Raw genomic sequence first — 23,477 nt, 5'->3', positions numbered from 1 at the left:
CGGAATATGGAAATGCTCTCCCAGGACCCGAATCGAACCGCTTGCTATCTCGACCTCGCGGGAGAATGGCAGCTCGCTTCCAGCGATAAAAGCCACGCGACGACCATGGCGCTGCCGGGCGACGTGCACACGGCTTTGCAAAGGGCCGGCATCATCGACGACCCTTATGTGGGTCGCAACGAGGATGACGTGCAATGGGTGGCGCACGAGGATTGGGTGATCGAGCGCACAGTGTCGATCGATGCGGATGATCTCGGCGGCTACTGGTATCTCGACCTCGAATGCATCGACACGGTCGCCTCGGTCTTCGTCAACGACCGGCTCGTGCTCGAGGCCGACAATTGCTTCCGCCGTCATCGGCCCGATGTCTCCCGTACGCTGGTCGCCGGTGAAAACCGTATCCGCATCGTGCTGCCGTCCTCGATATCAGAGGGTGCACGCCGGCAGAGGGCGCAGCCCTTCTACGTGCCCTACCACCCCGGAAATTCGCCGATCGCCAACGGCAACATGCTGAGGAAGCCCCAGTGCCATTTCGGCTGGGACTGGAACATCGCGATTGCGCCGCTCGGTGTCTACGGTACGCTGGCGCTGCGCCGGCTGGAGATCGCCCGCATCGAGCATGTGACGACAAAGCAGATCTGGCTCGGCGACGGCTCGGTCGATCTGCAGGTAACGGTCACGCTCTTTGCCGATGGTCCGGGCATCGTCCCGGTTCATTTCTCTCTCGACGGCCAAAGGGAGCGGCTCGATTGCGCCGTCGGCACCGGCGAGACCCGCATCACCCACGTCTTTACCGTCAGTGAGCCGAAACGCTGGTGGCCGGCCGGCAGCGGCGAGCAGAACCTTTCGATGCTGACCGTGGAAGTGCCACAGGAGCAGGTGACGCGTCAGATCGGCTTTCGCACGATCGAGCTTCTGACCGACAAGGACGAGGCGGGAAGCCGCTTTGCCTTTCGCGTCAATGGCCGCGAGATCTTCTGTCGGGGCGCCAACTGGATCCCGGCCGACGCGCTGATGTCACGGGTGACGCCTGATGGTGTCGAGGACCTGCTGCGCTCAGCGTTTGACGCCAACATGAACATGATCCGCGTCTGGGGCGGCGGCTTCTACGAGCCGGACTGGTTCTACGATCTCTGCGACCGGCTGGGCCTGATGGTCTGGCAGGACTTCATGTTCGCCTGCAACCTCTATCCCTCGACGCCCGATTTCCTCGACAACGTCGCGGCCGAGGTCGACTACCAGGTCAAGCGCCTGTCGTCCCATCCGTCGATCGCGCTCTGGTGCGGCGACAACGAGCTGGTGGGGGCGCTCACCTGGTTCGACGAGCCGCGCAAGGATCGCGACCGTTATCTCGTCTCCTATGACCGCCTGAACCGTACGGTCGAAGTTGCGCTGAAGGCGGCGCTGCCGGACGCACTGTGGTGGCCCTCAAGCCCGGCCTCCGGCTATCTCGATTTCGGCGACGCCTGGCATTCCGACGGTTCCGGCGACATGCACTATTGGTCGGTCTGGCACGAGAACAAATCCTTCGACAATTACCGGTCCGTGCGCCCGCGCTTCTGCTCGGAGTTCGGTTTCCAGTCCTATACCTCCATGCCCGTCATCCGGCAGTTTGCTGCCGAGAAGGACCTCAACATCGCGTCGCCGGTGATCGAGAGCCACCAGAAGAACGTCGGCGGCAACGAGCGCATTGCCGGCACGATGTTCCGCTATTTCCGCTTCCCCAAGGACTTCCCAAGCTTCGTCTATCTCAGCCAGATCCAGCAGGGCCTGGCGATCCGCACGGCCGTCGATTACTGGCGCTCGCTCAAGCCCCATTGCATGGGCACGCTCTACTGGCAGCTCAACGACACCTGGCCGGTCGCTTCCTGGTCGAGCCTCGACTACGGCGGCAGCTGGAAGGCCATGCATTACATGGTGCGCCGCTTCTTCCAGCCGGTGGCCGTTGCCGCCATTCCGTCCGCCGACGGCAAGGAAATCACCTTTTCGATGGTCAACGACACCGCCGCGCCGGTGACTGTGGAACTGCAGGCCTTCGTCGTTACGCTTGACGGTGCGCGCACGCCGCTGATGGCGGCAGCAGGCACCTGCTCGCCGGACCGCGCGGCGACCTTGGTGAGCATCGCGGCGCGCGACATTCCCGAAAACGCACTGTTGTTCTGGTCGTTCGAGGCGTCGAACGGCATGCGTGGCGAAGGCCATCACGTGCCGGGCACCTATAAGGCTCTCGATCTTCAGCCCTCCAAGCTGTCGCTTGAGGTCTTGCCAATCGGCGACGGCGCCTACGACGTCTCGATCAAGGCGAGTGGCCTGGCGCTGCATGTGATGATCGAGGCCGACGTCGCCGGGCGCTACGCCGACAATGCCTTCGATCTCACATCAGGTGAAACGAAGGTCATCCGCTTCACGCCGAAGACATCACTTGCCGAAGGCACGGTGCCGCGCTTTGCCGCCTTCGATCTTGAATCCTGCCAGGGAAAGGGGTGACCCACCGTGAAACGCAGCCACGTCAATGACATCATCGCCAGCAGCGATGCCTTCATGCGCAGCTTCGGCTTCGTGCTTCCGCCCTTTGCCTATTGGTCGCCGGAAGAAATGAAGTCGCGCGTCGCTTCGGATTGCCCGACGATCTTCGATGCCCGGCTCGGATGGGACATCACCGATTACGGCAAGGGCCGCTTCGATGAGGTCGGTCTCGTGCTCTTCACGCTGCGCAATGGCGATGCCTCGAACCTGACGACGGGGCAGGGCATGGTCTATGCCGAGAAACTGATGATCACCCGCAACGGTCAGGTCAACCCGCTGCATCGCCACGCCGCCAAGACCGAGGACATCATCAACCGTGGCGGTGGCACGCTGGTGCTGCAGATGTACAATTCGCACTCCGACGGCTCTGTCGACGACGAAAGCGACGTCGAGGTAGCGACCGATGCGCGCCTGCGTCGGCTGAAGGCCGGCGACCTCCTGAAACTCATGCCCGGCGAAAGCGTGACGCTTTTGCCCGGCAACTGGCACGCCTTCTGGGCGGAAGACGGAGACGTGTTGATGGGCGAGGTTTCGACCGTCAACGACGACCTTACCGACAATTACTTCCGCGAACCCGTTGGTCGCTTCTCGGCGATCGAGGAGGACACAGCCCCCGTCCATCTGCTGGTGTCGGATTACGACGCCTGGCTCAGGGCCGGATGACGAAAAACCCGGCCGGTCTCGTCCCGCCCCTGGCCGATCAGACCGATCACGATGATTTCCCGAGGAGGATTTTCGATGAAAGACGTCAGTTTTCAGCTCTATAGCGCCCGCAACTTCCCGCCCTTCGCCGATGTGCTGAAGGCGATCGGCGAGGCAGGATATAGCCAGGTCGAAGGTTACGGCGCGCTCTATGCGGCGCTCAGCGATGCGGAGATCGCAAGCTTCAAGCACGGTCTCGACGAGAACGGCCTCGCCATGCCGACGGCGCATTTCGGCCTGGATATGCTCGAAAGCGATCCGGCACGGGTGCTTGAAATCGCCAAGGCGCTCGGCATCCGGGCGATCTATTGCCCTTATCTCCTGCCCGAGCATCGCCCGACGAACGCGGCCGGCTGGCGCGCCTTCGGCGAGCGCCTGCAGGCGGCGGGCAAGCCCTACCGCGATGCCGGCCTCATCTTCGGCTGGCACAACCACGACTTCGAATTCTTCGCCCTGCCGGATGGCAGCATTCCGCAGGACCTGATCTTCGAGGGTGGGCCGGATCTTTCCTGGGAGGCCGACATCGCCTGGATCATCCGCGGCGGCGCCGACCCGATCGCCTGGATCAAGAAATATGCCAACCGGATCACTGCCGTGCATGTGAAGGACATCGCGCCGACGGGCGAGAAAAAGGACGAAGACGGCTGGGCCGATGTCGGCGAGGGTACGGTCGACTGGAAGGGCCTGTTCCAGGCGCTCTCCGGCACCAAGGCGCGCTATTTCATTGCCGAGCACGACAATCCGAGTGACTTCCAGCGCTTCGCCAAGCGCTCGCTCGCCTCCATCCAATCCTACTGAAAAACAGGTAGATCCATGACCAAGGAACTTGGCGTCGGCATCATCGGATGCGGCAACATCTCCACCACCTATTTCAAGCTTGCCCCGCTTTTCAGGGGCATCAAAGTCGTCGCCTGCGCGGATATCAATCCGGCGGCAGCCGAAGCACGGGCGACTGAGTATGGCGTCAAAGCGCAGAGCATCGAAGCGCTTCTCGCCAACCCGGATGTCGATATCGTCGTCAACCTGACGATCCCTGATGCGCATTTCCCGGTATCCAAGAGTATTCTCGAAGCGGGAAAACACGTCTACTCGGAAAAGCCGCTGGTGCTCTCGCTGGAGCAGGGTGAGGAACTCCGCGCCCTTGCCAAGGCCAAGGGCCTGACGGTCGGTTGCGCCCCCGACACCTTCCTCGGTGGCGCCCACCAGCTTGCCCGCAGCTATATCGACGCCGGCAAGATCGGCCGCGTGACGTCGGGCACCTGCCACGTGCTCAGCCCCGGCATGGAGATGTGGCATCCGAACCCGGACTTCTTCTTTCTTCCCGGCGGCGGTCCGATCCTCGATCTCGGGCCCTACTACATCGCCAACCTGATCAACCTCATCGGTCCGGTGAAGCGCGTGGCAGCGCTGTCTTCGATGGCCAATCCGACACGCACCATTACCAGCGAGCCGCGCAACGGCGAGGTCATCCCGGTGAAGACGCCGACCAACATCCATGCGCTGCTGGAGTTCGCAAACGGCGCAACGATCACCCTGTCGGCGAGCTGGGATGTCTGGTCGCATCGCCACGCCAATATGGAGCTCTACGGCACGGAGGGCTCGATTTTCGTCCCTGATCCCAACTTCTTCGGCGGCAAGGTCGAAGCGAGCGGCAGGGACAAGAACATCCAGCCGCTGGAAATGTGGGATCATCCCTTTGCCGTCGAAAACCAGGAGCACCCGCAGGGCCCGATGGCGAACTACCGCACGGCTGGCCTTGCCGACATGGCGATCGCCATTCTCGAGGGTCGCGATGCCCGCTGCTCGCTTGACCGCGCGCTGCACGGCGTCGACGTGATGGTATCGATCCTGAAGTCGGGCGAGGAAGGGCGGTTCATCGAACTCAGTACCACCTGCACCCAGCCGGCAGCCCTCGGGATCGAGGAGGCGCGGGCGCTGCTCATCGAACCTCAAGAAGAAATATCGGGAAATCGTGCCGCTGCCGCTTCATAGCTGCATCGGACCAGTTTAGACGTTTCTGAACAGAGGTTTCCGCAGCCGCGGAAACCTTTCTCATTTGCAGGATGGCGGTCTCTTATTCGCCATCAAAACCCGATCGCGGAGGAATTGCGATGACCTGGCTACCGGCGGAAAACCGCTACGACACCATGAAGTACAACCGCGTCGGACGGTCCGGCCTGAAGCTGCCGGCGATCTCGCTGGGGCTTTGGCACAATTTCGGCGGCGACACCCCGCACGACCGCAAGGTCGACATGTGCCGTACTGCCTTCGATCTGGGCATCACCCATTTCGATCTCGCCAACAATTACGGTCCGCCTCCGGGATCGGCCGAAACCGCTTTTGGCGAGATCATGCGCACGGACTTCGCGCATCTGCGCGACGAGTTGATCATCTCATCCAAGGCCGGCTACGACATGTGGCCGGGTCCCTATGGCGAGTGGGGCAGCCGCAAGTATCTGATCGCGTCCTGCGACCAGAGCCTGAAGCGCATGGGGCTCGACTATGTCGATATCTTCTATTCGCACCGCTTCGATCCGGACACGCCGCTGGAAGAGACCTGCGGCGCCCTCGACCATATCGTGCGGTCGGGCCGGGCGCTTTATGTCGGGATTTCCTCCTACAACTCGCAGCGCACCCGCGAGGCGGCCGCGATCCTGAAGGAACTCGGCACACCCTGCGTGATCCATCAGCCGAGCTATTCCATGCTCAACCGCTGGATCGAGGACGACGGCCTCGTGCACACGCTCGAAGATCTCGGCATCGGCTCGATCGTCTTCTCGCCGCTCGCCCAGGGCATGCTGACGACGAAGTATCTCGGCGGCATTCCGCAGGACAGCCGCGCCGCACAGAACCACTTCCTCAAGAAGGACTTCATCCGTCCGGCGATCATCGACAACATCCGCAAGCTCAACGGCATTGCCGAAAAGCGCGGCCAGACGTTGGCGCAGATGGCGCTCGCCTGGGTGCTGCGCGGCGGGCGCATCACCTCGGCGCTGATCGGTGCCAGCCGTTCCGAGCAGATCGTCGATTGCGTCAAGGCGCTTGAAAACGACACGTTCACGGCGGAAGAGCTGGCCGAGATCGACCTTTACGCGCGCGAAGCCGACGTCAATCTCTGGGCCTCTTCGGCCGAGCTCTGATCCTGCGAATACATTGATTTGCCTCGATTTTGAGCAATTCCGATTACTTTCCGGCGCATTAGACAAAAGTCGAATATGCGCCGGAAAGCGTCCGCTGGACATGCATAAGTGAGCGTGTAAGGTGCGTCGATGCCACCGGTTCGCGCTGCGACACGGATGGCTCCAAAGCATGCCGTGCGCAGCGGCTTTGCAGAAACTACAGCGCCGCGCGTCTTATGAGACACGCAAAGGTCGCTGTAGCACTTTGAATTGCTGCATGTTTTTATTCTTAAATCGAATAGGATTTAAGGAAACTGCAGTAGAGCTTAAAGCGCAGCGAGCGAATCCTGGAGATCGCGACGCTTTGGGAGGAGGAGCGGGGCCTCGCACGTGCCGCAAAGGCGGTGAGGTTCCATTGGGCGGAGGCGCGACCACGGTTGCGCCGGATTCTGCCTCGGCGGAAATAGGGAGGAACCATGGATCGCCGTTCATTCATTAAAAACGCAAGCCTCGGTGGCCTGGCTGCGGCTGGCGCATCGGCGCTCGCATCGCCTGCGATCGCGCAGGCAAATCCCAAGATCAACTGGCGCCTTGCCTCGTCGTTCCCCAAGTCGCTGGACACGATCTATGGCGGCGGCGAAGTCCTTTCGAAATATGTCTCTGAAGCAACCGACGGCAATTTCCAGATCCAGGTCTTTGCAGCCGGTGAAATCGTGCCCGGCCTGCAGGCTGCGGATGCTGCCGCTGCCGGTACGGTCGAGGCCTGCCACACGGTCGCCTACTATTACTGGGGCAAGGACCCGACCTGGGCGCTTGGCGCTGCCGTTCCTTTCGCGCTCAACGCGCGCGGCATGAACGCCTGGCACTACCATGGCGGCGGCATCGAACTATTCAACGAGTTCCTGGCGACCCAGGGTCTCGTCGGCTACCCCGGCGGCAACACCGGCGTGCAGATGGGCGGCTGGTTCCGCAAGGAAATCAAGACCGTTGCCGACATGCAGGGCCTGAAGATGCGCATCGGCGGCTTCGCCGGCAAGGTGGTCGAAAAGCTCGGCGTCGTGCCGCAGCAGATCGCCGGCGGCGACATCTACCCGGCGCTCGAAAAGGGCACCATCGACGCTGCCGAATGGGTCGGCCCCTATGACGACGAGAAACTCGGCTTCTACAAGGTCGCGCCCTACTACTACTATCCCGGCTGGTGGGAAGGTGGCCCGACGGTCCACGCCATGTTCAACAAAGCGGCGTTCGACGGCCTGCCGAAGAACTACCAGTCGCTGCTGCGCACCGCCTGCCACGCAACCGACGCAAACATGCTGCAGAAGTACGACTACCTGAACCCGTCGGCGATCAAGCGCCTGGTGGCTTCGGGCGCCAAGCTCAGCCCGTTCAGCCCGGAAATCCTGTCGGCGTGCTTCGAAAAGGCGAACGAAGTCTATGCCGAAATGGAAGCTTCGAACCCGACCTTCAAGAAGATCTGGGACTCGATCAAGGCATTCCGCGGCGAGTACTACCTCAACGCCCAGATCGCCGAATACAACTACGACACCTTCATGATGATCCTGCAGCGGGGCGGCAAGCTCTAAGCCTGCGACTGGCTACAGCGCTTTCCATCGCTGATGGGAAGCGGCATCGAACCGGAATGAAAGCCGCTTGCAACTTCGGTTGCGGGCGGCTTTTTCGTTCCGGCTTGCGGGTGGACGCGGTCTCCAGATTTCGTGGTAAGGTTGCTGTCTTAACGCTCGATGAGGAGGATGCCATGCCGAGCGAAAGCCAATCGATCGTGCACGGGCCGGACGGCGGCCGGCGCTACGACATGGGCGCGATACAGGCCGTGTTCAAAGCCGACGGCCCGGAGACCCAAGGTCGGTTCTCGATTTCCGAATGGTGGGTGGAGGCGCGGCACGAAGGGCCGGGGGCGCATAAGCACGACGACAATGACGAAATCTTCTACGTGATCGAGGGGACCGCCAGCATCCTGGTCGGCGACACCTGGCACCAAATGGAGAAGGGATCGATCTGTGTCATCCCGCGCGGAACGATGCACGACTTCCGCAACGAGAGCACGTCGCGCATGGGCCTGCTCAATGTTTTCGTCGGCGGCCCGTTCGAGGAGATGATGCCGATGATCGTCGACTGGTATCGCGACAATCCGGCCAAGCGGCTGGATTGAGCGGACATCGGTGGCTGGAGCAGGCTTGTTGCCACATGAAGAGGGCGGCCCTTGTGGGGCCAGCCCTGACTGCCGACAAGGGCATGTTCGATCATCGCAAGTTTGCGGGGGAAAGCCCGAACGCCATCCAAAACCTCCATCATTCCTGTGCTTGTCACAGGAATCCAGTCAGCCCACGTCCTTGGGCTGAAAAGAGTCTTTTGGCCCGACGGACGTCAGGTCGCTGGATCCCCGCCACAACGGCGAGGATGAGGGAAAATGGGATGCCCGTTTGCCAGAAAGCGATCTTCGGGGGGCAGCAAGCTGAGAGGGCGGCCCTTTACGGGGCCGCCCTCTGTCTGCATAAGCCGAACGTTACTTGAACGAAGGCGGCTGGCTCAGGTCGTTTGACGGCGCCGTCTGCGGTTGTGCGCCAGCCCCGCCGTTCTGGTCCGCCGGCTTCTGGTCGAGCGGGCTGCCGCCCGGAAGCTGGAGACCGCCGGGAAGGCCGAGGCCGCCGCCGTTGTCGGGGAGCGTAAGCCCGCCGCCACCGGTCCCGAATCCGGGCACCTCGATCTTGATGGTGTTCGGATCGATGACTTCGCCGCTTCCCTTGTAGTGCATGACCATCTGCGGGAACATGATCGTCAGCGCCACCATGATGATCTGGATGCCGACGAAGGGCACAGCCCCCCAGTAAATCTGCCCTGTCGTCACCGGTTGTGTCATCTTTCCGGTGACCCTGTCGAGATAGGGCACCTTGGCCGCGACCGAGCGCAGATAGAAGAGCGCGAAGCCGAACGGCGGATGCATGAAGCTGGTCTGCATGTTGATGCCGAGCAGCACGCCGAACCAGATCAGGTCGATGCCGAGCTTGTCGGCGGCCGGAGCCAAGAGCGGCACGATGATGAAGGCAAGCTCGAAGAAGTCGAGGAAGAACGCCAGGAAGAAGACGAGCAGGTTGACCGTGATCAGGAAGCCGGTCTCGCCGCCCGGCATCGCCGTCAGCAGGTGTTCGACCCAGATGTGGCCGTTGACGCCGTAGAAGGTCAGCGAAAACACGCGGGCGCCGATGAGGATGAACAGCACGAAAGCGGAAAGCCGGGTGGTTGCCGCCAGGGCCGAGCGAACGACGTCCATGCTCAGGCGGCCCTTGGCCGCCGCCATGATCAGTGCACCGACCGCACCCATGGCGCCGCCTTCTGTCGGCGTGGCGATACCGAGGAAGATGGTGCCGAGCACGAGGAAGATCAGCGCCAGCGGTGGGATCAGCACGATGATGACCTGCTGGGCAAGCCGCGACATCGCATTGATCTTCAAGCCGCGATCCAGAAGAGCGACGACGTAGATGAAGCCGACGCCAACGGTGGCGCCGAGGATGTCGGCGTTCTCGCCATGGGTCGGATAGAGATAGATATGCGCCGCGTAGGCAAAGGCGCCGGCGACGATGAGCGCGACGATCAGTGAGGTGACGCCGGAGCCGAGTGTGCGGGCGGCCAGCGGCAGGGCCGGCATCGAGTCACGCCGGACGAAGGTCATGATCAGGATATAGATCATGTAGAGGCCGGTCAGGACCAGGCCCGGGATAAGCGCGCCGGCATACATGTCGCCGACTGAGCGGCCGAGCTGGTCGGCGAGAACGATCAGAACGAGCGATGGCGGGATGATCTGGGCGAGCGTGCCGGAGGCAGCGATGACGCCCGATGCGACCCTGCGGTCGTAGCCGTAGCGCAGCATGATCGGCAGCGAGATCAGGCCCATGGCGATGACCGAGGCTGCAACCACGCCGGTGGTGGCTGCAAGCAGCGCGCCGACGAAGATGACCGCATAGGCGAGACCACCGCGGATCGGGCCGAAGAGCTGGCCGATTGTGTCGAGCAGGTCTTCCGCCATGCCCGATTTCTCGAGCACGATCCCCATGAAGGTGAAGAAGGGGATGGCAAGCAATGTGTCGTTCGACATCACCCCCCAGAACCGGTCGGGAAGCGCGTTGAGCAATGGCCAGGACAGGTTGATCGAATCCGACAGCGGAGCGAGCTCCACGCCGATGATGAAGAACAGGAGGCCGTTGGCGGCGAGCGAGAAGGCGACGGGATAGCCCAGCAGCAGGAACACGATCAGCGAGACGAACATGATCGGTGCCAGGTTTTCAGCAATGAATTCGATCATGGACGGGCCTCCGGAGCGACGACGTCGTCAAGCGGTGCATGGGTCGGCACATAGGGTGTCGGGTCGTCCATGTTGCCGGTCATGATCGCGACCTTCTTGATGATTTCGGATACGCCCTGGAAGGCGAGCAGCAGGAAGCCGAAGAGCAGGATGGCCTTGGCCGGCCAGATGATCAGGCCACCGGCGCTGGAGGAGCCCTCGCCCGAGATGTAGGACATCTTCACGTAGGGCACGAAGTAATAGAGCATCAGCAGCACGAACGGCATCAGGAAGAAGACGTGACCGAACAGGTCGATCCAGTGCTGCACGCGGCGCGAGAACTGGCCGTAGACGACGTCGATGCGGATGTGTTCGTTCTGGCTCAGTGTATAGGCGGCGGCGAACATGAAGGCCGCCCCGAAGAGATACCACTGCGCCTCGAGCCAGGCGTTCGACGACATGTTGAACATTTTCCGGATGATGGCATTGCCGGCGCTGACGAGCACAGCGACCAGAATGAGCCAGGACACCGATTTGCCGATGAACTCGGTCGTCGTGTCTATGAGTCGGCTGAAGCCGAGTAACGCTTTCATCGATTTCCTCCCCGCAGTGGCTGTTTTGGTTTTTGTGCCAAGCACAACCAGAGTGCCGATTTCAAGCCAGCGTTCAAGTCCGAGGCTCGATTTTCCCGGTTAGTTCCGCCACCCCAGACTAAAGTCGAATGGAGCTGTCAGGCGATTGCCCAATCATTGTGCACAACAGGGTGCCAACCAGTATCGCCAGTGGGTTTCACTGCAGATGTGAAGGGCGCAAATGGCAATACTGCGTGAACCACTCGTGCCGCGTCGTGGGCTACGTCACCAACTGTAACGTTGCAGTCTTGAAAATCACGGCGGTTTGGGGCTGGATGCGGCCGACAATTGGAGGATGCCCGAGGAATGACTGCCCTGATTCGCAATCCGATCCTGCCCGGCTTCAACCCGGACCCGTCCATCTGCCGGGTGGGCGATGACTATTACATCGCCACGTCCACCTTCGAGTGGTATCCGGGCGTGCAGATCCACCATTCGCGCGATCTGGTGAACTGGCGTCTGGTGCGCCGGCCGCTGGAGCGGGCAAGCCAGCTGGACATGCGTGGCAACCCGGATAGCTGCGGCGTCTGGGCGCCGTGCCTTTCCTATAACGACGGCCTGTTCTTCCTTGTTTATACCGACGTCAAGCGCTTCGACGGCAACTTCAAGGACGCACACAACTACATCGTCACGGCAGAGGCGATCGAAGCCGTCTGGTCCGATCCTGTCTACGTCAATTCCTCCGGCTTCGACCCGTCGCTGTTCCATGACGACGATGGGCGAAAATGGTTCCTCAACATGCAGTGGAACCATCGCAGAGGCGGCTCGCCGAAACATCCGGCCTTCGACGGTATCCTCTTGCAGGAATGGGACGAGCGCGCGCGCAGGCTGGCCGGGCCGGTGAAGAACATCTTTGCCGGCTCGCCGCTCGGTCTGGTCGAAGGGCCGCATCTCTTCAAGCGCAATGGCTGGTACTATCTGACGACGGCGGAAGGCGGCACGGGATACGACCATGCCGTGACCATGGCGCGGTCGCGCACGATCGACGGTCCCTACGAAATCCATCCCGATACCTACCTAATCACGTCAAAGGATCACCCTGATGCGCCGCTGCAGCGCGCAGGGCACGGGCAATATGTCGAGACGCCGGACGGGCAAGCCTATCACACCCATCTCTGCGGCCGGCCGCTGCCGCCGGAGCGTCGCTGCACGCTTGGCCGCGAGACGGCACTGCAGAAATGCGTCTGGCGCGATGACGGCTGGCTCTATCTCGAAAACGGCGGGCCGGTTCCCGAAGTCCTGGTCGCAGCTCCAGGCCCGGTCGGGGCCTTGGTGGAGCCGCGCGTGGTCGAAACCGATTTCGATGGGGCCGCGCTTCCGGCCGAGTTCCAGTGGCTGCGCACGCCGCTGCCGGAGCGGATCTTTTCGCTGGAAAGGCGGGCAGGGCACTTGAGGCTCTTTGCCCGCGAAAGCATCGGCAGCTGGTTCGAGCAGGCTTTGGTCGCCCGCCGGCAGGAGCATCATTCTTTCCGCGCTGAAACCTTGGTCGACTTCGCGCCGGAGACCTATCAGCAGGTCGCCGGGCTGACGCACTACTACAACCGCCACAAGTTTCATGCGCTCGGCCTCACCTGGCACGAGACTCTTGGGCGGACGCTGACGATCCTGTCCTGCCCGGGCGACTTCCCGCTTGGCCGGCTGCAGTTTCCTGTCGGAAGCGGCATCGCCGTGCCCGGAGGGCCGATCGGGCTTGCCATGGAGATCCGCGACAATGACCTGCAGTTCTTCTGGCGCGCAGACGGGGCGGTCGATTGGCAGGCCCTCGGCCCGGTGCTCGACGCTGGCGTGGTGTCGGACGAGGGCGGCCGCGGCGAACATGGATCGTTTACCGGCGCTTTCGCCGGCATGTTCGCCTTCGACACGTCGGGTGCGGGACTGGCGGCGGATTTCGATCTGTTCCGTTACGTCAGCCTCTCAGAGTGAGAATATCAGTCTGTAAGGTAACGCTTATAAGTACTCGATATCATTACGTATTTGTAATGTAGCGTTTCATATTCGGTTCAGGAAGCCGGACCTATTTTCGGGGTGCAAATAACGAAAGGATACCCCGATGAAACGTCTCCTGACCGCTCTGGTCGCCAGCTCCTTCCTGATCACACCGGTAGCAGCCTTTGCCCAGCCGGCAGGTTCCTTCGAGGTCGCACAGAACTACGACCGCTATCAGCGTCGACCTGTCGACCGCCACGTGGACCGGCATGTCGACAAGCACGTGACAATCGAAAAGCGTGTCATCGTCAAGAAGAAGGAACGCTGGTCGCGCGGCCATCGGTTGAGCCCCGCCGAGCGCCGCCACATGGCGCAGGTGCGCGATTATCGCCGCTACAAGCTGCGCCAGCCGCCGCGCGGCCAGCAGTGGGTGCGTGTCGACAACGACTTCCTGCTGATCAGCCTTGCGACCGGCGTCATCGTCGGCCTGACGTCTGCGCGTTGAACGATTTGATCGAGGGCAGCCTTTCGGGCTGCCCCTTCAAACTTATTACAGCCTCTGAAAGAATCTATTGACGAAGGGCGAAACCCCCTCTCCTCATCCTCGCCCTTGTGGCGGGGATCCAGTGGCCCGACGTCTGTCGGGCCAAAAGACCCTTTAGCCCAAGGACTTGGGCTGACTGGATTCCTGTGACAGGCACAGGAATGAAGGAAGTTTCCGATCGCCTTGAGCTTGCCAATGGTCGGCAGATAACCAGCGGCAACTTTGTCAGCAGTCCGGGGGCGCTTTATGGCTACCCCTTCGATTTTCCCTACACCGTCGTTCGACGCAGCGACGGAATGTCCGCGGCTTCAGTCCGACCCCGCTCTCCGAAAAGCAGTCGCTCCAGCGGGCCGGGCGGGGCGAGTGCCTCCTCCCCATTATCCTGTCCATCAAAGAACGGATCGAACATCGGCACGGGCCTGCCGGCGGCATTGAGGCCCATGCAGGTGAAGCGCGGTCGACGTGGTCTTGGACCGGCCGCCTGCATCAGGCCGCCCGCTGCGACCAGTTCGCGAAGGGATCGGGCAGATCCCGCCAACGGTCCGGCTGGAAGCTGGTGTCATTGACCAGGCAGGCGTCGAGTTCGGCCGTCAGCATCGCCTGATCCATGGGGTCGGCGCCGATGAAGACGATCTCCTGGCGGCGATCGCCCCAGACGGGATCGATGTAGGGACCGACAGCCTTCAGGAAGCCCGGGTCGCGCGGCCATTGCTCCCTAGGCACTGCCGCCCACCACAGGCCCATCTTTGATGTTCTGACCAGCGGCCCGGCCTGGCTCAGTTCGCCGACATGATAGGGTCGCGTCGCCAGCCAGAAGAAACCCTTGGCCCGCACCACGCCCTGCCAGGAGCGATTGAGAAACGCCTGGAACCGGGTGGGATCGAACGGGCGGCGGGCCTTGTAGACGAAGGAGCGGATGCCGTATTCCTCGGTTTCCGGAATATGATTCTTGAAACCATGCAGCTCCTTGTACCAGAGCGGGTGCTGTTCGGCCTTGGCAAGGTCGAAGCGGCCGGTGCCGAGCACGTCGCGCAGTTCCACCTGGCCGAAATCCACTTCCACCAGCTGCGCATCCGGGTTCAGCCCGACGATGATCTTGCGTGCGGCATCGCGCTGCTCTGATGTAGCCGTGCCGATCTTGTTGAGCACGACGACATCGGCGAACTCGATCTGCTCGACAAGCAAGTCGACCAATGTGCGGGTATCGCCTTCGCCTGCCGTCTCGCCGCGATCGGCAAGGAAATCGAGCGAGGAGTAGTCAGCAAGCAGATTGGCGGCATCGACCACGGTGACCATGGTGTCGAGGCGGGCGACGTCGGTAAGGCTTTCGCCATCCTCGTCGCGAAAATCGAAGGTGGTTGCGACGGGCAGGGGTTCGGAAATGCCGCTCGATTCGATCAGCAGGTAGTCGAAGCGGTTCTGTTCGGCGAGATCGCGGACTTCGCGCAGCAGATCGTCGCGCAGCGTGCAACAGATGCAGCCATTGGTCATTTCAACGAGCTGCTCTTCGGTGCGCGACAGGTTGGCGCCGCCGTCGCGGATCAACGCGGCGTCGATATTGATCTCGCTCATATCGTTGACGATGACGGCTACACGCAAGCCGTCGCGGTTGGACAGCACATGGTTGAGCAGCGTCGTCTTGCCGGCGCCAAGGAAGCCGGACAGCACGGTTACGGGAAGTCTTTCCATCGTTGTTTCCTGTATGTTATACCATTACGCTTGACGCGCCTATAAAAGGCGGACGCTTACGCCCGCCTGAACAATCCGGTCGCTCGTGGACTGGCTTTGCCATCGGCCGCGAGGCTTCGGCCTTGTGCGCCGGTCCTGCCTCGACCGGTCTCAGTCATCGGTTAGACCTGTCCGCCGGTCACTTCCGGGGCTTGATCTGTCCTTTCGTCATCCTCGGGCTTGACCCGAGGATCCAGCGGCTGAAAGCCCCACAGGGAGGCACGCTGGATGCTCGGGTCAAGCCCGAGCATGACGGAGAGGGGCGGCGCGTGGCGCGCCTTTGCCGCCTTGGGAGGACGGCTATGCCGCCTTGGGAGCACGGATCAGCTTGCCGAGGCGAGGCAGGTCTTGAGCGACGTGCCGATACCTTCCATCAGCTGGAAGTAGAGGTCCGGCCCGGCATCGAGCGTGGCCGCCTCTGGATCGAGCGTCCCGGATTTCGCCGGCGTGCCTTCGATCACCACATTGATCAGTTTCGGTTCGAACTGCGGTTCGGCAAAGACGCAGGTCGCACCCAGTTCCTTGATCTTGGCGTGGATCTGCGACAGCCGATCGGCGCCGGGCAGAACCTCCGGGCTGACCGTGATCGAGCCCGCCACCCGCACCTGGTAGCGATGCTCGAAATACTGATAGGCATCGTGGAAGACGACGAAGGGCTTGTCCTTCACCGGCGCGACGGTTGCGACCAGGCTCTTGTCCAGCGCGTCGAGGCGCTGGTTGAGTTTCTCGAGATTGGCCTTGTAGGCGCCGGCATTGTCCGGGTCGGCCTCTGTGAGCGTCTTTTCGATCTCGGCTGCCATCGCCCTAGCATTTTGCGGGTCGAGCCACAGGTGCATGTCGAAGCCTTCGTGATCATGGCCCTCATGCGCATGATCGTGGTCATCTGCGGCAGCAGCCTCGGGAGCTGCGGCATCGTCGTGTTCCGCTTCGCCCTCGGCGTGCTTGTGGCCCTCCTCACCATGGCCCTCGTCGTCGTGATCATGCGCCTCGAAGGCGCGCCTTCGCGGAACTTCAGCTTCTCAAGACCCGGCGCTTCGCTGAGCTCCACCACCTTGGCGCCGCCGCTCAGCGCATCGAGCGGCTTGTCGAGGAAGGCTTCGAGCCCCGGGCCGACCCAGAAGACCACCTTGGCCGCCTGCAGCGCCGCGGCGTTCGACGGTTTCATGTTGTAGGTATGGGGCGAAGCAGCACCCTCGACGATCAGCGACGGTTCGCCGACGCCCTGCATGATCGAAGCGACGAGCGAGTGGACAGGCTTGATCGAAGCCACCACATTGGGGCCGGCCGCTGCAACGGGCGAAGACAGCAGGATTGTGGAGGCAAAGAGCAGGGCGGAAGACGATTTCATCGGTTTCTCCGGGCTTGAATGTCACGCAAGGCCCTGAACCGACTATCGTTTTCGGCCAGGGACAGGCGCAGTTCGGACACTTGAAACACCGAGCATACGTCCGGTTGAACGTGTCGATGTTTCAATGTAATGTTATTACATCAATTGCGTTATGCTATAACGTGTGCGATAGCCAGTGGCAACCGCCAATCCGGAATTTTTTGATGCTGAATTTCCGATCCCCAGAAACGACACCGCTGGTGCGGTTGAACAATGCCGGCGTCAGCCGCAACGGCCGCTGGCTGGTGCGTGGCGTGGAGTTTTCCATCAGCCCGGGCGAGATCGTCACGCTGATCGGCCCCAATGGCTCTGGCAAGTCAACGACCGCGAAGACGGCGATCGGCGTGCTGAAGGCCGACGAAGGTTTTGTCGAGCGCAAGCCGGGCCTGAAGGTCGGCTATGTCCCGCAGAAGCTTGCAGTCGACTGGACGCTGCCCTTGACAGTCGAACGGCTGATGACGCTGACCGGCCCGCTGAAGGGCAGGGAGATCGAGGAGGCGCTGTCGGCGACCGGCGTTCTGCATCTGGCGAAAGCCGAGGTGCAGCATCTGTCGGGCGGTGAATTCCAGCGGGCGTTGCTCGCGCGGGCGATCGCCCGCAAGCCGGACCTGCTGGTGCTCGACGAACCGGTGCAGGGCGTCGACTTCAGCGGTGAGATCGCGCTCTACGAACTGATCAAGCAGATCCGCAACCGCACCGGCTGCGGCATCCTGCTGATCTCGCACGATCTGCATATCGTCATGGCCGAAACCGACACGGTCGTCTGCCTCAATGGCCATGTCTGCTGCCGCGGCACGCCGCAGGCCGTCAGCCAGAGCCCGGAGTACCAGAAGCTGTTCGGCAGGCGCGCTGCCAGCACGCTTGCGGTCTACAGCCACAATCACGACCACACGCATCTGCCTGACGGGCGCGTGCTGCATGCTGATGGTTCGATCACCGAGCACTGTTACCCGGGCGACGGCCATCACCACGACGAGGACGACAACGTGCATGACCATGGCGAGGATTGCGGCTGCGGCCACCACACCCGCCTGCATGGCTTCGAGGTGAAGGAGAAGCGCGATGCTTGACGATTTCTTCGTCCGGGCGCTGATCGCCGGCATCGGTATCGCCGTGATGGCGGGGCCGCTCGGCTGCTTCGTCATCTGGCGGCGCATGGCCTATTTCGGCGATACCATGGCGCATTCGGCGCTGCTGGGTGTGGCGCTGTCGCTGCTTCTCGATCTCAACCTGATGGTGGCGGTGTTCATCGTTGCGGCTGCCGTGTCGATATTACTGCTGTTCCTGCAGCGGCGCGGGGCGCTGTCGACCGATGCGCTGCTCGGCATCCTGTCGCATTCGGCGCTGTCGATCGGCCTCGTCATCGTCGCCTTCATGACCTGGGTGCGCATCGATCTCGTCGGCTTTCTCTTCGGCGACATTCTCGCTGTGTCGGAATCCGACATCTACATCATCTGGGGCGGCGGCATCCTGGTGATCTTCGCGATCGTCTATCTCTGGCGGCCGCTGCTGGCCTCCACGGTCAATCCTGAACTCGCCGAGGCCGAGGGCATGAAGCCGGAGCGGGCGCGGTTGTTCTTCATGCTGTTGATGGCGCTGGTGATCGCCATCGCCATGAAGATCGTCGGCATCCTCTTGATCACCTCGCTGCTGATCATCCCGGCGGCCACAGCCCGCCGCTTTGCGACGTCGCCGGAAATAATGGCGGTTCTTGCCTCGGTGATCGGTGCGCTTGCCGTTACCGGTGGGCTTTTCGGTTCGCTGCACTGGGACACGCCGTCGGGACCGTCTATCGTCGTTGCTGCACTTGCGCTTTTCGTACTGAGTCTGCTGCCGATCGGGCGGCGTCGGTTGGAGACAGCGTCTCATTCCACGCCTGGAGGGCATCATTGATGACGACCCCGCAACTGACCAAGAACCAGACGATGGTGATGAATGCGCTCAGCCATTCCGAAGGCCCCTTGAGCGCCTACACAATCCTCGACAAGCTGCGCGACCAGGGGTTTCGCGCGCCACTGCAGGTCTATCGCGCGCTCGACAAGCTGCTCGAGTATGGCCTCGTGCACCGGCTCGAAAGCCTCAACGCCTTCGTTGCCTGCACATGCCCGCACGAGCACGAGCATGATCACGGGGTCACGGCGTTTACGATCTGCGAGGGGTGTGGGCAGGTAACCGAGTTCCACGACACCGCGATCGAGCAGCGGTTGTCGGCGCTGACGCGTGCACAGAACTTCAAGACGGAAAAGACCACCATCGAGATCCGTGGTCACTGCCAGAGCTGCGCCTGACTGAGCGCGGCGGGCTCGTCGCGCTTAGAGCAATTCCAGGAAAAGTGCGAAGCGGTTTTCCGTCAGCGTTTTGTGACTCCGTTTAAACCGGAAACGCTCTAGTCGAGCTTCGTCAGCTGCATCGCATAGCGCTGCCAGTTCTTGACGTAGTGGCTGGCCGAGCGCTTCAGCCCTTCGACGGCGGCATCGTCAAGCGTGCGGATGGCCTTGGCGGGCGCGCCGACGATCAGCGAATTGTCGGGGAACTCCTTGCCCTCGGTCACCAGCGCATTTGCGCCGACCAGGCAGTTGCGGCCGATCTTCGCACCGTTCAGCACCGTTGCGCCCATGCCGATCAGCGAGTTGTCGCCGATGGTGCAGCCGTGGATGATGGCGCCATGACCGATGGTGCAGCCTTCGCCGATGGTCACGGGAAAGCCGGGGTCGACGTGAATGACGGTGTTTTCCTGGATATTGGTGCGGGCGCCAAGCCGGATCAGCTCGTTGTCGCCGCGCAGCGTGGCGCCGAACCAGATGCCGACATCCTCGCCGATTTCCACCTGGCCGATGATGTTGGCATCAGGCGCCACCCAGTAGCTGCCCTCAGTAGGCGTTTGCGGACGCAGCGGTCCAAGGGCATAGAGCGGCATCGGGCAATCCTTGTTGTTGGAGCATTCCCTGAAACCGCGTGCAGCGCTTCCTTTATCGGGAGATGCGTCAAGACAATGCGATGGGGCGCTTCCGCGATGCGTTCCGAAACGAAAGCGGAAGCGCTCCGATCTTAGAGAACGGTAACGGCAAGCGCCGCGACGCCATCGACGCCGCAGGTCACCGCGTCGCCGCGCACCACCGGACCGACACCCGAAGGGGTCCCGGTCATGATGATGTCGCCGGGGGCGAGCGTGAACAGCCGTGAAAGCTCCGAGATGACTTCGGGTATCTTCCAGATCATCTGCTCGAGATCGCCCTGCTGGCGTAGCTCGCCATTGACCTTCAGCCAGATATTGCCGTTGACGGGATGACCGATCGCCTCGACCGGCACGATCTCGGAAACAGGCGCCGAATGTTCGAAGGCCTTGGCCGCTGCCCAGGGCTTGCCCGCCTTCTTGGCCTCGGCCTGCAGGTCGCGGCGGGTGAAGTCGATGCCAACAGCATAGCCGTAGACGCAGTCGAGCGCCTGTTCGACAGGGATGTCGGCGCCGCCGCTTTTCAAGGCGACAACCAGCTCGACCTCATGGTGCACATCGGCCGTGCGCGGCGGATAGGGGAAGGTCTTATCGGCCACCAGCAGGTTGTCCGGGTTCTTCTGGAAGAAGAACGGCGGTTCGCGATCCGGGTCGTGACCCATCTCGATGGCGTGGGCCGCATAGTTGCGGCCCACGCAATAGACCCGGCGCACCGGAAAACCCACGAGGCTACCGGCGATCGGCAACAGGACGGGTGGTGAAGGTGGAATGACTGTTTGCATGATTGTCCGGCTGTTTCGAATCCCAGCCGGACGTTAACACCCTGTTCGGGTGCTGCAAGGGTTTATCTCAGGCGCAGCAGGCGTAGGCTTGCAACTGGGCGCGCGTGAGAAACCGTCCATCCGACCGAGAGTTCAGTTCCGGATGGCTGTATTCGAGGCTCGGTACTTGAAGTTCCAGGGCTTGGCGCACGGTCATGATGCCGACATCGCGACGATCGCCGTCGCGCTTCACACTGACTTCAACGATGCGATAGAGATTCTGCTCGCTCATGATATCTCTCCCGTTTTCGTTGTCCCTTTTTTCTGGGACATTATGCTTTTTCCCTTGATGGGACTCAGACGCTTCGAAATTGGTTTTTGTGAGGCACCTCATGATATAGCGCAGAGAAATGAAGGCTTCACGACAGAAATCGGGCCATTTCCGGGAAATTTGCGTGCTATTTGAAGATGCTGCGCCGAATCGGCACGGTAACTCCACCACCGGATGCCATGCTCAGGCACTGTCTGGGGCGCGATCGCGCCGCCGCAAGTCATTTCTTCCAAGAGGGCGCAGATGCCAATCAACAGGCCCTCCGGCGTGCTCTTCGCATGCCAACGGCAAGGGGCGAGTGCAGGGCACTCAATGCGGGTGGCAAATGCCTCTTAATGCGCTTTCAATTCGGCTTCATTTGCAGCCGAGATGAACAGCGATCGCGCTTCTTCCACCGTGCGACGGCCGTCGATGGCGGCGCGGCAGGCGCTGCGGGCGGCGACGTAACTCGGTCCGCGCCGCGGCCAATGGTCGGCAAGGCAGGCAAGCGCGTCTGACGGGCCCTTGACGGTGCGGACATCGCCCGTCACGAAGTCGAGTTCGATCGGCTGGTTCCAGATGATTTGATGCATGCGTCTCCTCCTCGAGATCATCTCAATGAATGTCGGCATCGCGACTGCTTGCGACAGGGCTCCTCCCACGCGGCAAGGGTCAACTGTGCTAATGTAGCGCAGGATAACGCTTTTGTAAGCAGCTTTTCCGGGTGCGTCTTGCCGAAGCACAACCGCTGGACTTCGCCCCTAGGCCGAGGTCGATGTCTCCGCCAAGCGTGAGGCGAACAAGCGGCCGACGACAAGCAGCAATTGCTCATTGGTCGTGCCGGCCAGATATTCGTCGATCAGCATGCGTGCATGGCGGCGGGCACGGGCGCTGTCGCGCGGCCAGTGTTGCTCGGCGCAGATGTTGTCGAAGACGCGCTGCAGCGTGTCGATATCAGGCTGCGACAGCGCGATACATTGTGTCGAGCGCAAAGGGTTCACGTCTTTCTCCCCCGGCACCCAAGCCCCGGTGCCCGGCGAACTATGCCATAACCCCCCATAATAGAACCCCTTGGGAATAAGGGGTTCGCGAAGCGGATTGGAGAGAAAGCTCGATCAGCGCCAGGCGCTCGTCTGGACGGGCAGGGCGAATTTCGAGCGCGGGCATCTCCGCCTTTCTGAAGCATTGCCGCGACGCTGGTGCCCGCAGCGCTGTCGCCGGTTCAGGCCGGTCCGACGCCTGCCACCTTGGTCTGGCGGCCGCCTTCCTCGATCCTGACATAGTCGGGTCCGATCCGGGCGAATTGGTCGCAGCGCCTGCCACCATCCTCGAAGGTGATGCAGACTTCGTCGCCCGCAATCGTGTAGGTTCCGCCGTCGCGCACTTCGTAATCGCGGTAGCCATATCGGCCGTCGGCAAAATAGGAGGAGACGACGCCGTTAATGGTGTAGCGCAGCGACTTGCCGACGATAAGGGCCTGAAGATCGGTGCCGGAGAGCGTCGGCACGGAAGGCGGTTTCGGCTTCGCGATCTCCTGATCCTCGAGCGCCACTGACTGGCAACCCGCGAGCTGGAGGGTGAGGAGTGCCACGATCGCACGTTTCATGCCGTCTTCCCTTGTTCCTGCCTTCTGTATCGATACAGGGACGCTGCCCTAATCGCCTGTGATACCGCCTGTCAAGCCGAAGATGCTTGCGTCTGGTTGTTTGCGCGGCCCGGCCACCTGCGAATTCGTTTCCGTGCTGCGGTTCGAGCCATATCTACCGCTTCAATATTGCGCGTTGGCGAAGATCTCGCTCAACGTCCACCGGGTATCGCCCTCGGTGCTTTCGATGTCGTCGACCTGCCAGTTTCCGGCTTCGTTCATCAGACTGTAGCGCAGGGTGACGGGCGCCGAAAAATTCTCGAAGCGCACGGTGACGACAGCGGATGGGCCGGTGATTTCGGCCTTGCCGATGCGCAGGTTGGCGATGTCCCAATCCTGCCCGTTGATGACGGGGTCGAAGCCGATGGCGCCGACCTCACCCTGGCTCTTCTCCGCGTCGGTCTCGTAAAGCTTGGTGAGATCGTTGGAGAAAAACGCGTCGCGCTCCGAGGTGTCGCCGTCGCCAAGATATGGCGCATAGAGCGCCTCGATGAGCGCGGTCGGGGACCTGAATGGCTGAGCCCAGGCGCCTGTTGCAACCGCCGTCGCAAGCCCCAGCACAAAAGCAAATATGACATTTTGCATGAATGGTCCCCGATCGAGTCGCCTGTGATTTTTTATCAAGGATGACGGCTCGAGCGTGAGCCATTTTTGGTGCGTTTTTGCGCCCGGCTTTCCGGCCCCGCCGAACTGCCTCCGCCCGACGAAGGCTTCGGATGTCGCGACGCAAGTCTTGCAGGCGGCAGGGCGCAAGCCATCAAAGTCTGCCAGAAACTCTGGCGCGAAATGAAGCGTCTGTCGCAACAGCCCGTGGCGTTGCCGGCATTTCTGATCCGAAGCGTCCCGCCGTGCCGTTCGCGTGAGCAGCCACGCCCGATGACGGCGATCCGCAGCCAGGAGCCTTGCTGCCCGTCAAAGGCTCGCTTTCTTGCCTGCGCCATTATATA

Annotated in this window: 22 protein-coding genes and 1 pseudogene; 12 read left to right on the top strand and 11 right to left on the bottom strand. The window is 61.9% G+C overall.

What is annotated here, in order from left to right:
- Positions 1-12: 12 nt before the first annotated feature.
- The 7 genes from BKP54_RS04460 to BKP54_RS04425 all read left to right on the top strand — a co-directional run bounded on the left by BKP54_RS04460 (position 13) and on the right by BKP54_RS04425 (position 8,517).
- A complete protein-coding gene (locus BKP54_RS04460) occupies positions 13-2,487 on the top strand; it encodes a glycoside hydrolase family 2 protein (protein ID WP_025427333.1) in 2,475 nt (824 codons plus the stop codon).
- 6 nt (positions 2,488-2,493) lie between these two features.
- A complete protein-coding gene (locus BKP54_RS04455; RefSeq protein ID WP_025427332.1) occupies positions 2,494-3,189 on the top strand; it encodes a D-lyxose/D-mannose family sugar isomerase in 696 nt (231 codons plus the stop codon).
- A 75-nt stretch (positions 3,190-3,264) separates the two neighbouring features.
- Positions 3,265-4,026: a sugar phosphate isomerase/epimerase gene (locus tag BKP54_RS04450; protein WP_025427331.1), complete on the top strand. Its 762-nt coding sequence runs from the start codon at positions 3,265-3,267 to the stop codon at positions 4,024-4,026.
- Between the two features lie 15 nt (positions 4,027-4,041).
- The gene (locus BKP54_RS04445; protein WP_025427330.1) at positions 4,042-5,220 is read left to right on the top strand and encodes a Gfo/Idh/MocA family oxidoreductase; all 1,179 of its coding nucleotides are present in this window, start codon (positions 4,042-4,044) and stop codon (positions 5,218-5,220) included.
- Between the two features lie 119 nt (positions 5,221-5,339).
- Positions 5,340-6,368 (top strand): L-glyceraldehyde 3-phosphate reductase, encoded by a 1,029-nt coding sequence (gene mgrA / locus BKP54_RS04440; protein WP_025427329.1) that lies wholly within the window; start codon positions 5,340-5,342, stop codon positions 6,366-6,368.
- Between the two features lie 455 nt (positions 6,369-6,823).
- Complete coding sequence (locus tag BKP54_RS04430; protein WP_025427328.1) at positions 6,824-7,930, top strand: TRAP transporter substrate-binding protein; 1,107 nt, start codon at positions 6,824-6,826, stop codon at positions 7,928-7,930.
- Between the two features lie 173 nt (positions 7,931-8,103).
- Positions 8,104-8,517, top strand: a complete 414-nt coding sequence (locus BKP54_RS04425) for a cupin domain-containing protein (RefSeq protein ID WP_057208722.1) — start codon at positions 8,104-8,106, stop codon at positions 8,515-8,517.
- Positions 8,518-8,871: 354 nt separating this feature from the next.
- On the opposite strand, the gene BKP54_RS04420 is transcribed toward BKP54_RS04425, so the two are convergent.
- Both BKP54_RS04420 and BKP54_RS04415 read right to left on the bottom strand, forming a co-directional pair.
- A complete protein-coding gene (locus BKP54_RS04420; RefSeq protein ID WP_025427326.1) occupies positions 8,872-10,665 on the bottom strand; it encodes a TRAP transporter large permease subunit in 1,794 nt (597 codons plus the stop codon).
- Positions 10,662-11,237 carry a TRAP transporter small permease subunit gene (locus tag BKP54_RS04415; RefSeq protein WP_025427325.1) on the bottom strand — a complete coding sequence of 192 codons (576 nt, stop codon included), beginning with the start codon at positions 11,235-11,237 and terminating at the stop codon, positions 10,662-10,664. The genes BKP54_RS04420 and BKP54_RS04415 overlap by 4 nt, the downstream gene beginning before the upstream one ends.
- A gap of 345 nt (positions 11,238-11,582) precedes the next feature.
- Here BKP54_RS04415 and BKP54_RS04410 point away from each other — a divergent pair, with 345 nt between their 5' ends.
- Both BKP54_RS04410 and BKP54_RS04405 read left to right on the top strand, forming a co-directional pair.
- Complete coding sequence (locus BKP54_RS04410) at positions 11,583-13,199, top strand: glycoside hydrolase family 43 protein (RefSeq protein WP_025427324.1); 1,617 nt, start codon at positions 11,583-11,585, stop codon at positions 13,197-13,199.
- A gap of 127 nt (positions 13,200-13,326) precedes the next feature.
- Positions 13,327-13,707, top strand: a complete 381-nt coding sequence (locus BKP54_RS04405; protein WP_025427323.1) for an RcnB family protein — start codon at positions 13,327-13,329, stop codon at positions 13,705-13,707.
- A 525-nt stretch (positions 13,708-14,232) separates the two neighbouring features.
- On the opposite strand, the gene zigA is transcribed toward BKP54_RS04405, so the two are convergent.
- Together zigA and znuA are read right to left on the bottom strand one after the other, a co-directional pair.
- Positions 14,233-15,435, bottom strand: a complete 1,203-nt coding sequence (gene zigA / locus BKP54_RS04400) for a zinc metallochaperone GTPase ZigA (RefSeq protein ID WP_084814290.1) — start codon at positions 15,433-15,435, stop codon at positions 14,233-14,235.
- Between the two features lie 362 nt (positions 15,436-15,797).
- Positions 15,798-16,822, bottom strand: a pseudogene (gene znuA, locus BKP54_RS04395) (zinc ABC transporter substrate-binding protein ZnuA).
- Between the two features lie 203 nt (positions 16,823-17,025).
- Between znuA and BKP54_RS04390 the strand changes: the two are divergent.
- From BKP54_RS04390 to BKP54_RS04380, 3 genes are read left to right on the top strand one after another with little or no spacing between them, the layout of a single operon-like run.
- Entirely contained in the window at positions 17,026-17,931 is a 906-nt protein-coding gene (locus BKP54_RS04390; RefSeq protein WP_025427320.1) for an ATP-binding cassette domain-containing protein, read from the top strand.
- Complete coding sequence (gene znuB / locus BKP54_RS04385; RefSeq protein WP_084814289.1) at positions 17,924-18,754, top strand: zinc ABC transporter permease subunit ZnuB; 831 nt, start codon at positions 17,924-17,926, stop codon at positions 18,752-18,754. Before BKP54_RS04390 ends, znuB begins: the two co-directional genes overlap by 8 nt.
- Entirely contained in the window at positions 18,754-19,149 is a 396-nt protein-coding gene (locus tag BKP54_RS04380; protein WP_025427318.1) for a Fur family transcriptional regulator, read from the top strand. Before znuB ends, BKP54_RS04380 begins: the two co-directional genes overlap by 1 nt.
- A 98-nt stretch (positions 19,150-19,247) precedes the next feature.
- On the opposite strand, the gene BKP54_RS04375 is transcribed toward BKP54_RS04380, so the two are convergent.
- The 7 genes from BKP54_RS04375 to BKP54_RS04345 all read right to left on the bottom strand — a co-directional run bounded on the left by BKP54_RS04375 (position 19,248) and on the right by BKP54_RS04345 (position 23,115).
- Positions 19,248-19,778 (bottom strand): gamma carbonic anhydrase family protein, encoded by a 531-nt coding sequence (locus BKP54_RS04375; protein ID WP_025427317.1) that lies wholly within the window; start codon positions 19,776-19,778, stop codon positions 19,248-19,250.
- 131 nt (positions 19,779-19,909) lie between these two features.
- Positions 19,910-20,596 (bottom strand): fumarylacetoacetate hydrolase family protein, encoded by a 687-nt coding sequence (locus BKP54_RS04370; RefSeq protein ID WP_025427316.1) that lies wholly within the window; start codon positions 20,594-20,596, stop codon positions 19,910-19,912.
- 67 nt (positions 20,597-20,663) lie between these two features.
- Entirely contained in the window at positions 20,664-20,867 is a 204-nt protein-coding gene (locus BKP54_RS04365) for a hypothetical protein (RefSeq protein WP_025427315.1), read from the bottom strand.
- Positions 20,868-21,238: 371 nt separating this feature from the next.
- Positions 21,239-21,478, bottom strand: a complete 240-nt coding sequence (locus BKP54_RS04360; protein WP_025427314.1) for a DUF982 domain-containing protein — start codon at positions 21,476-21,478, stop codon at positions 21,239-21,241.
- A 168-nt stretch (positions 21,479-21,646) separates the two neighbouring features.
- The gene (locus BKP54_RS04355) at positions 21,647-21,886 is read right to left on the bottom strand and encodes a hypothetical protein (RefSeq protein ID WP_171519872.1); all 240 of its coding nucleotides are present in this window, start codon (positions 21,884-21,886) and stop codon (positions 21,647-21,649) included.
- 221 nt (positions 21,887-22,107) lie between these two features.
- The gene (locus BKP54_RS04350) at positions 22,108-22,491 is read right to left on the bottom strand and encodes a hypothetical protein (protein WP_057208715.1); all 384 of its coding nucleotides are present in this window, start codon (positions 22,489-22,491) and stop codon (positions 22,108-22,110) included.
- Positions 22,492-22,653: 162 nt separating this feature from the next.
- Entirely contained in the window at positions 22,654-23,115 is a 462-nt protein-coding gene (locus tag BKP54_RS04345; protein ID WP_063963317.1) for a DUF3828 domain-containing protein, read from the bottom strand.
- Positions 23,116-23,477: the final 362 nt, after the last annotated feature.

Source organism: Ensifer sp. 1H6 (genome assembly GCF_001976035.1).
Taxonomy (GTDB): Bacteria; Pseudomonadota; Alphaproteobacteria; order Rhizobiales; family Rhizobiaceae; genus Ensifer; species Ensifer canadensis.
Note: the sequence above shows the minus strand (reverse complement) of the source record. Positions and strands in the feature narration are given on the sequence as shown.

What these genes read in the sequence shown, in the direction of transcription:
- BKP54_RS04460 (WP_025427333.1), top strand. Translation starts at nt 13, where the DNA reads ATGCTCTCCCAGGACCCGAATCGAACCGCTTGCTATCTCGACCTCGCG.
- BKP54_RS04450 (WP_025427331.1), top strand. Translation starts at nt 3,265, where the DNA reads ATGAAAGACGTCAGTTTTCAGCTCTATAGCGCCCGCAACTTCCCGCCC.
- BKP54_RS04445 (WP_025427330.1), top strand. Translation starts at nt 4,042, where the DNA reads ATGACCAAGGAACTTGGCGTCGGCATCATCGGATGCGGCAACATCTCC.
- mgrA (WP_025427329.1), top strand. Translation starts at nt 5,340, where the DNA reads ATGACCTGGCTACCGGCGGAAAACCGCTACGACACCATGAAGTACAAC.
- BKP54_RS04430 (WP_025427328.1), top strand. Translation starts at nt 6,824, where the DNA reads ATGGATCGCCGTTCATTCATTAAAAACGCAAGCCTCGGTGGCCTGGCT.
- BKP54_RS04425 (WP_057208722.1), top strand. Translation starts at nt 8,104, where the DNA reads ATGCCGAGCGAAAGCCAATCGATCGTGCACGGGCCGGACGGCGGCCGG.
- BKP54_RS04420 (WP_025427326.1), bottom strand. Translation starts at nt 10,665, where the DNA reads ATGATCGAATTCATTGCTGAAAACCTGGCACCGATCATGTTCGTCTCG.
- BKP54_RS04415 (WP_025427325.1), bottom strand. Translation starts at nt 11,237, where the DNA reads ATGAAAGCGTTACTCGGCTTCAGCCGACTCATAGACACGACGACCGAG.
- BKP54_RS04410 (WP_025427324.1), top strand. Translation starts at nt 11,583, where the DNA reads ATGACTGCCCTGATTCGCAATCCGATCCTGCCCGGCTTCAACCCGGAC.
- BKP54_RS04405 (WP_025427323.1), top strand. Translation starts at nt 13,327, where the DNA reads ATGAAACGTCTCCTGACCGCTCTGGTCGCCAGCTCCTTCCTGATCACA.
- zigA (WP_084814290.1), bottom strand. Translation starts at nt 15,435, where the DNA reads ATGGAAAGACTTCCCGTAACCGTGCTGTCCGGCTTCCTTGGCGCCGGC.
- BKP54_RS04390 (WP_025427320.1), top strand. Translation starts at nt 17,026, where the DNA reads ATGCTGAATTTCCGATCCCCAGAAACGACACCGCTGGTGCGGTTGAAC.
- znuB (WP_084814289.1), top strand. Translation starts at nt 17,924, where the DNA reads ATGCTTGACGATTTCTTCGTCCGGGCGCTGATCGCCGGCATCGGTATC.
- BKP54_RS04380 (WP_025427318.1), top strand. Translation starts at nt 18,754, where the DNA reads ATGACGACCCCGCAACTGACCAAGAACCAGACGATGGTGATGAATGCG.
- BKP54_RS04375 (WP_025427317.1), bottom strand. Translation starts at nt 19,778, where the DNA reads ATGCCGCTCTATGCCCTTGGACCGCTGCGTCCGCAAACGCCTACTGAG.
- BKP54_RS04370 (WP_025427316.1), bottom strand. Translation starts at nt 20,596, where the DNA reads ATGCAAACAGTCATTCCACCTTCACCACCCGTCCTGTTGCCGATCGCC.
- BKP54_RS04365 (WP_025427315.1), bottom strand. Translation starts at nt 20,867, where the DNA reads ATGAGCGAGCAGAATCTCTATCGCATCGTTGAAGTCAGTGTGAAGCGC.
- BKP54_RS04360 (WP_025427314.1), bottom strand. Translation starts at nt 21,478, where the DNA reads ATGCATCAAATCATCTGGAACCAGCCGATCGAACTCGACTTCGTGACG.
- BKP54_RS04350 (WP_057208715.1), bottom strand. Translation starts at nt 22,491, where the DNA reads ATGAAACGTGCGATCGTGGCACTCCTCACCCTCCAGCTCGCGGGTTGC.
- BKP54_RS04345 (WP_063963317.1), bottom strand. Translation starts at nt 23,115, where the DNA reads ATGCAAAATGTCATATTTGCTTTTGTGCTGGGGCTTGCGACGGCGGTT.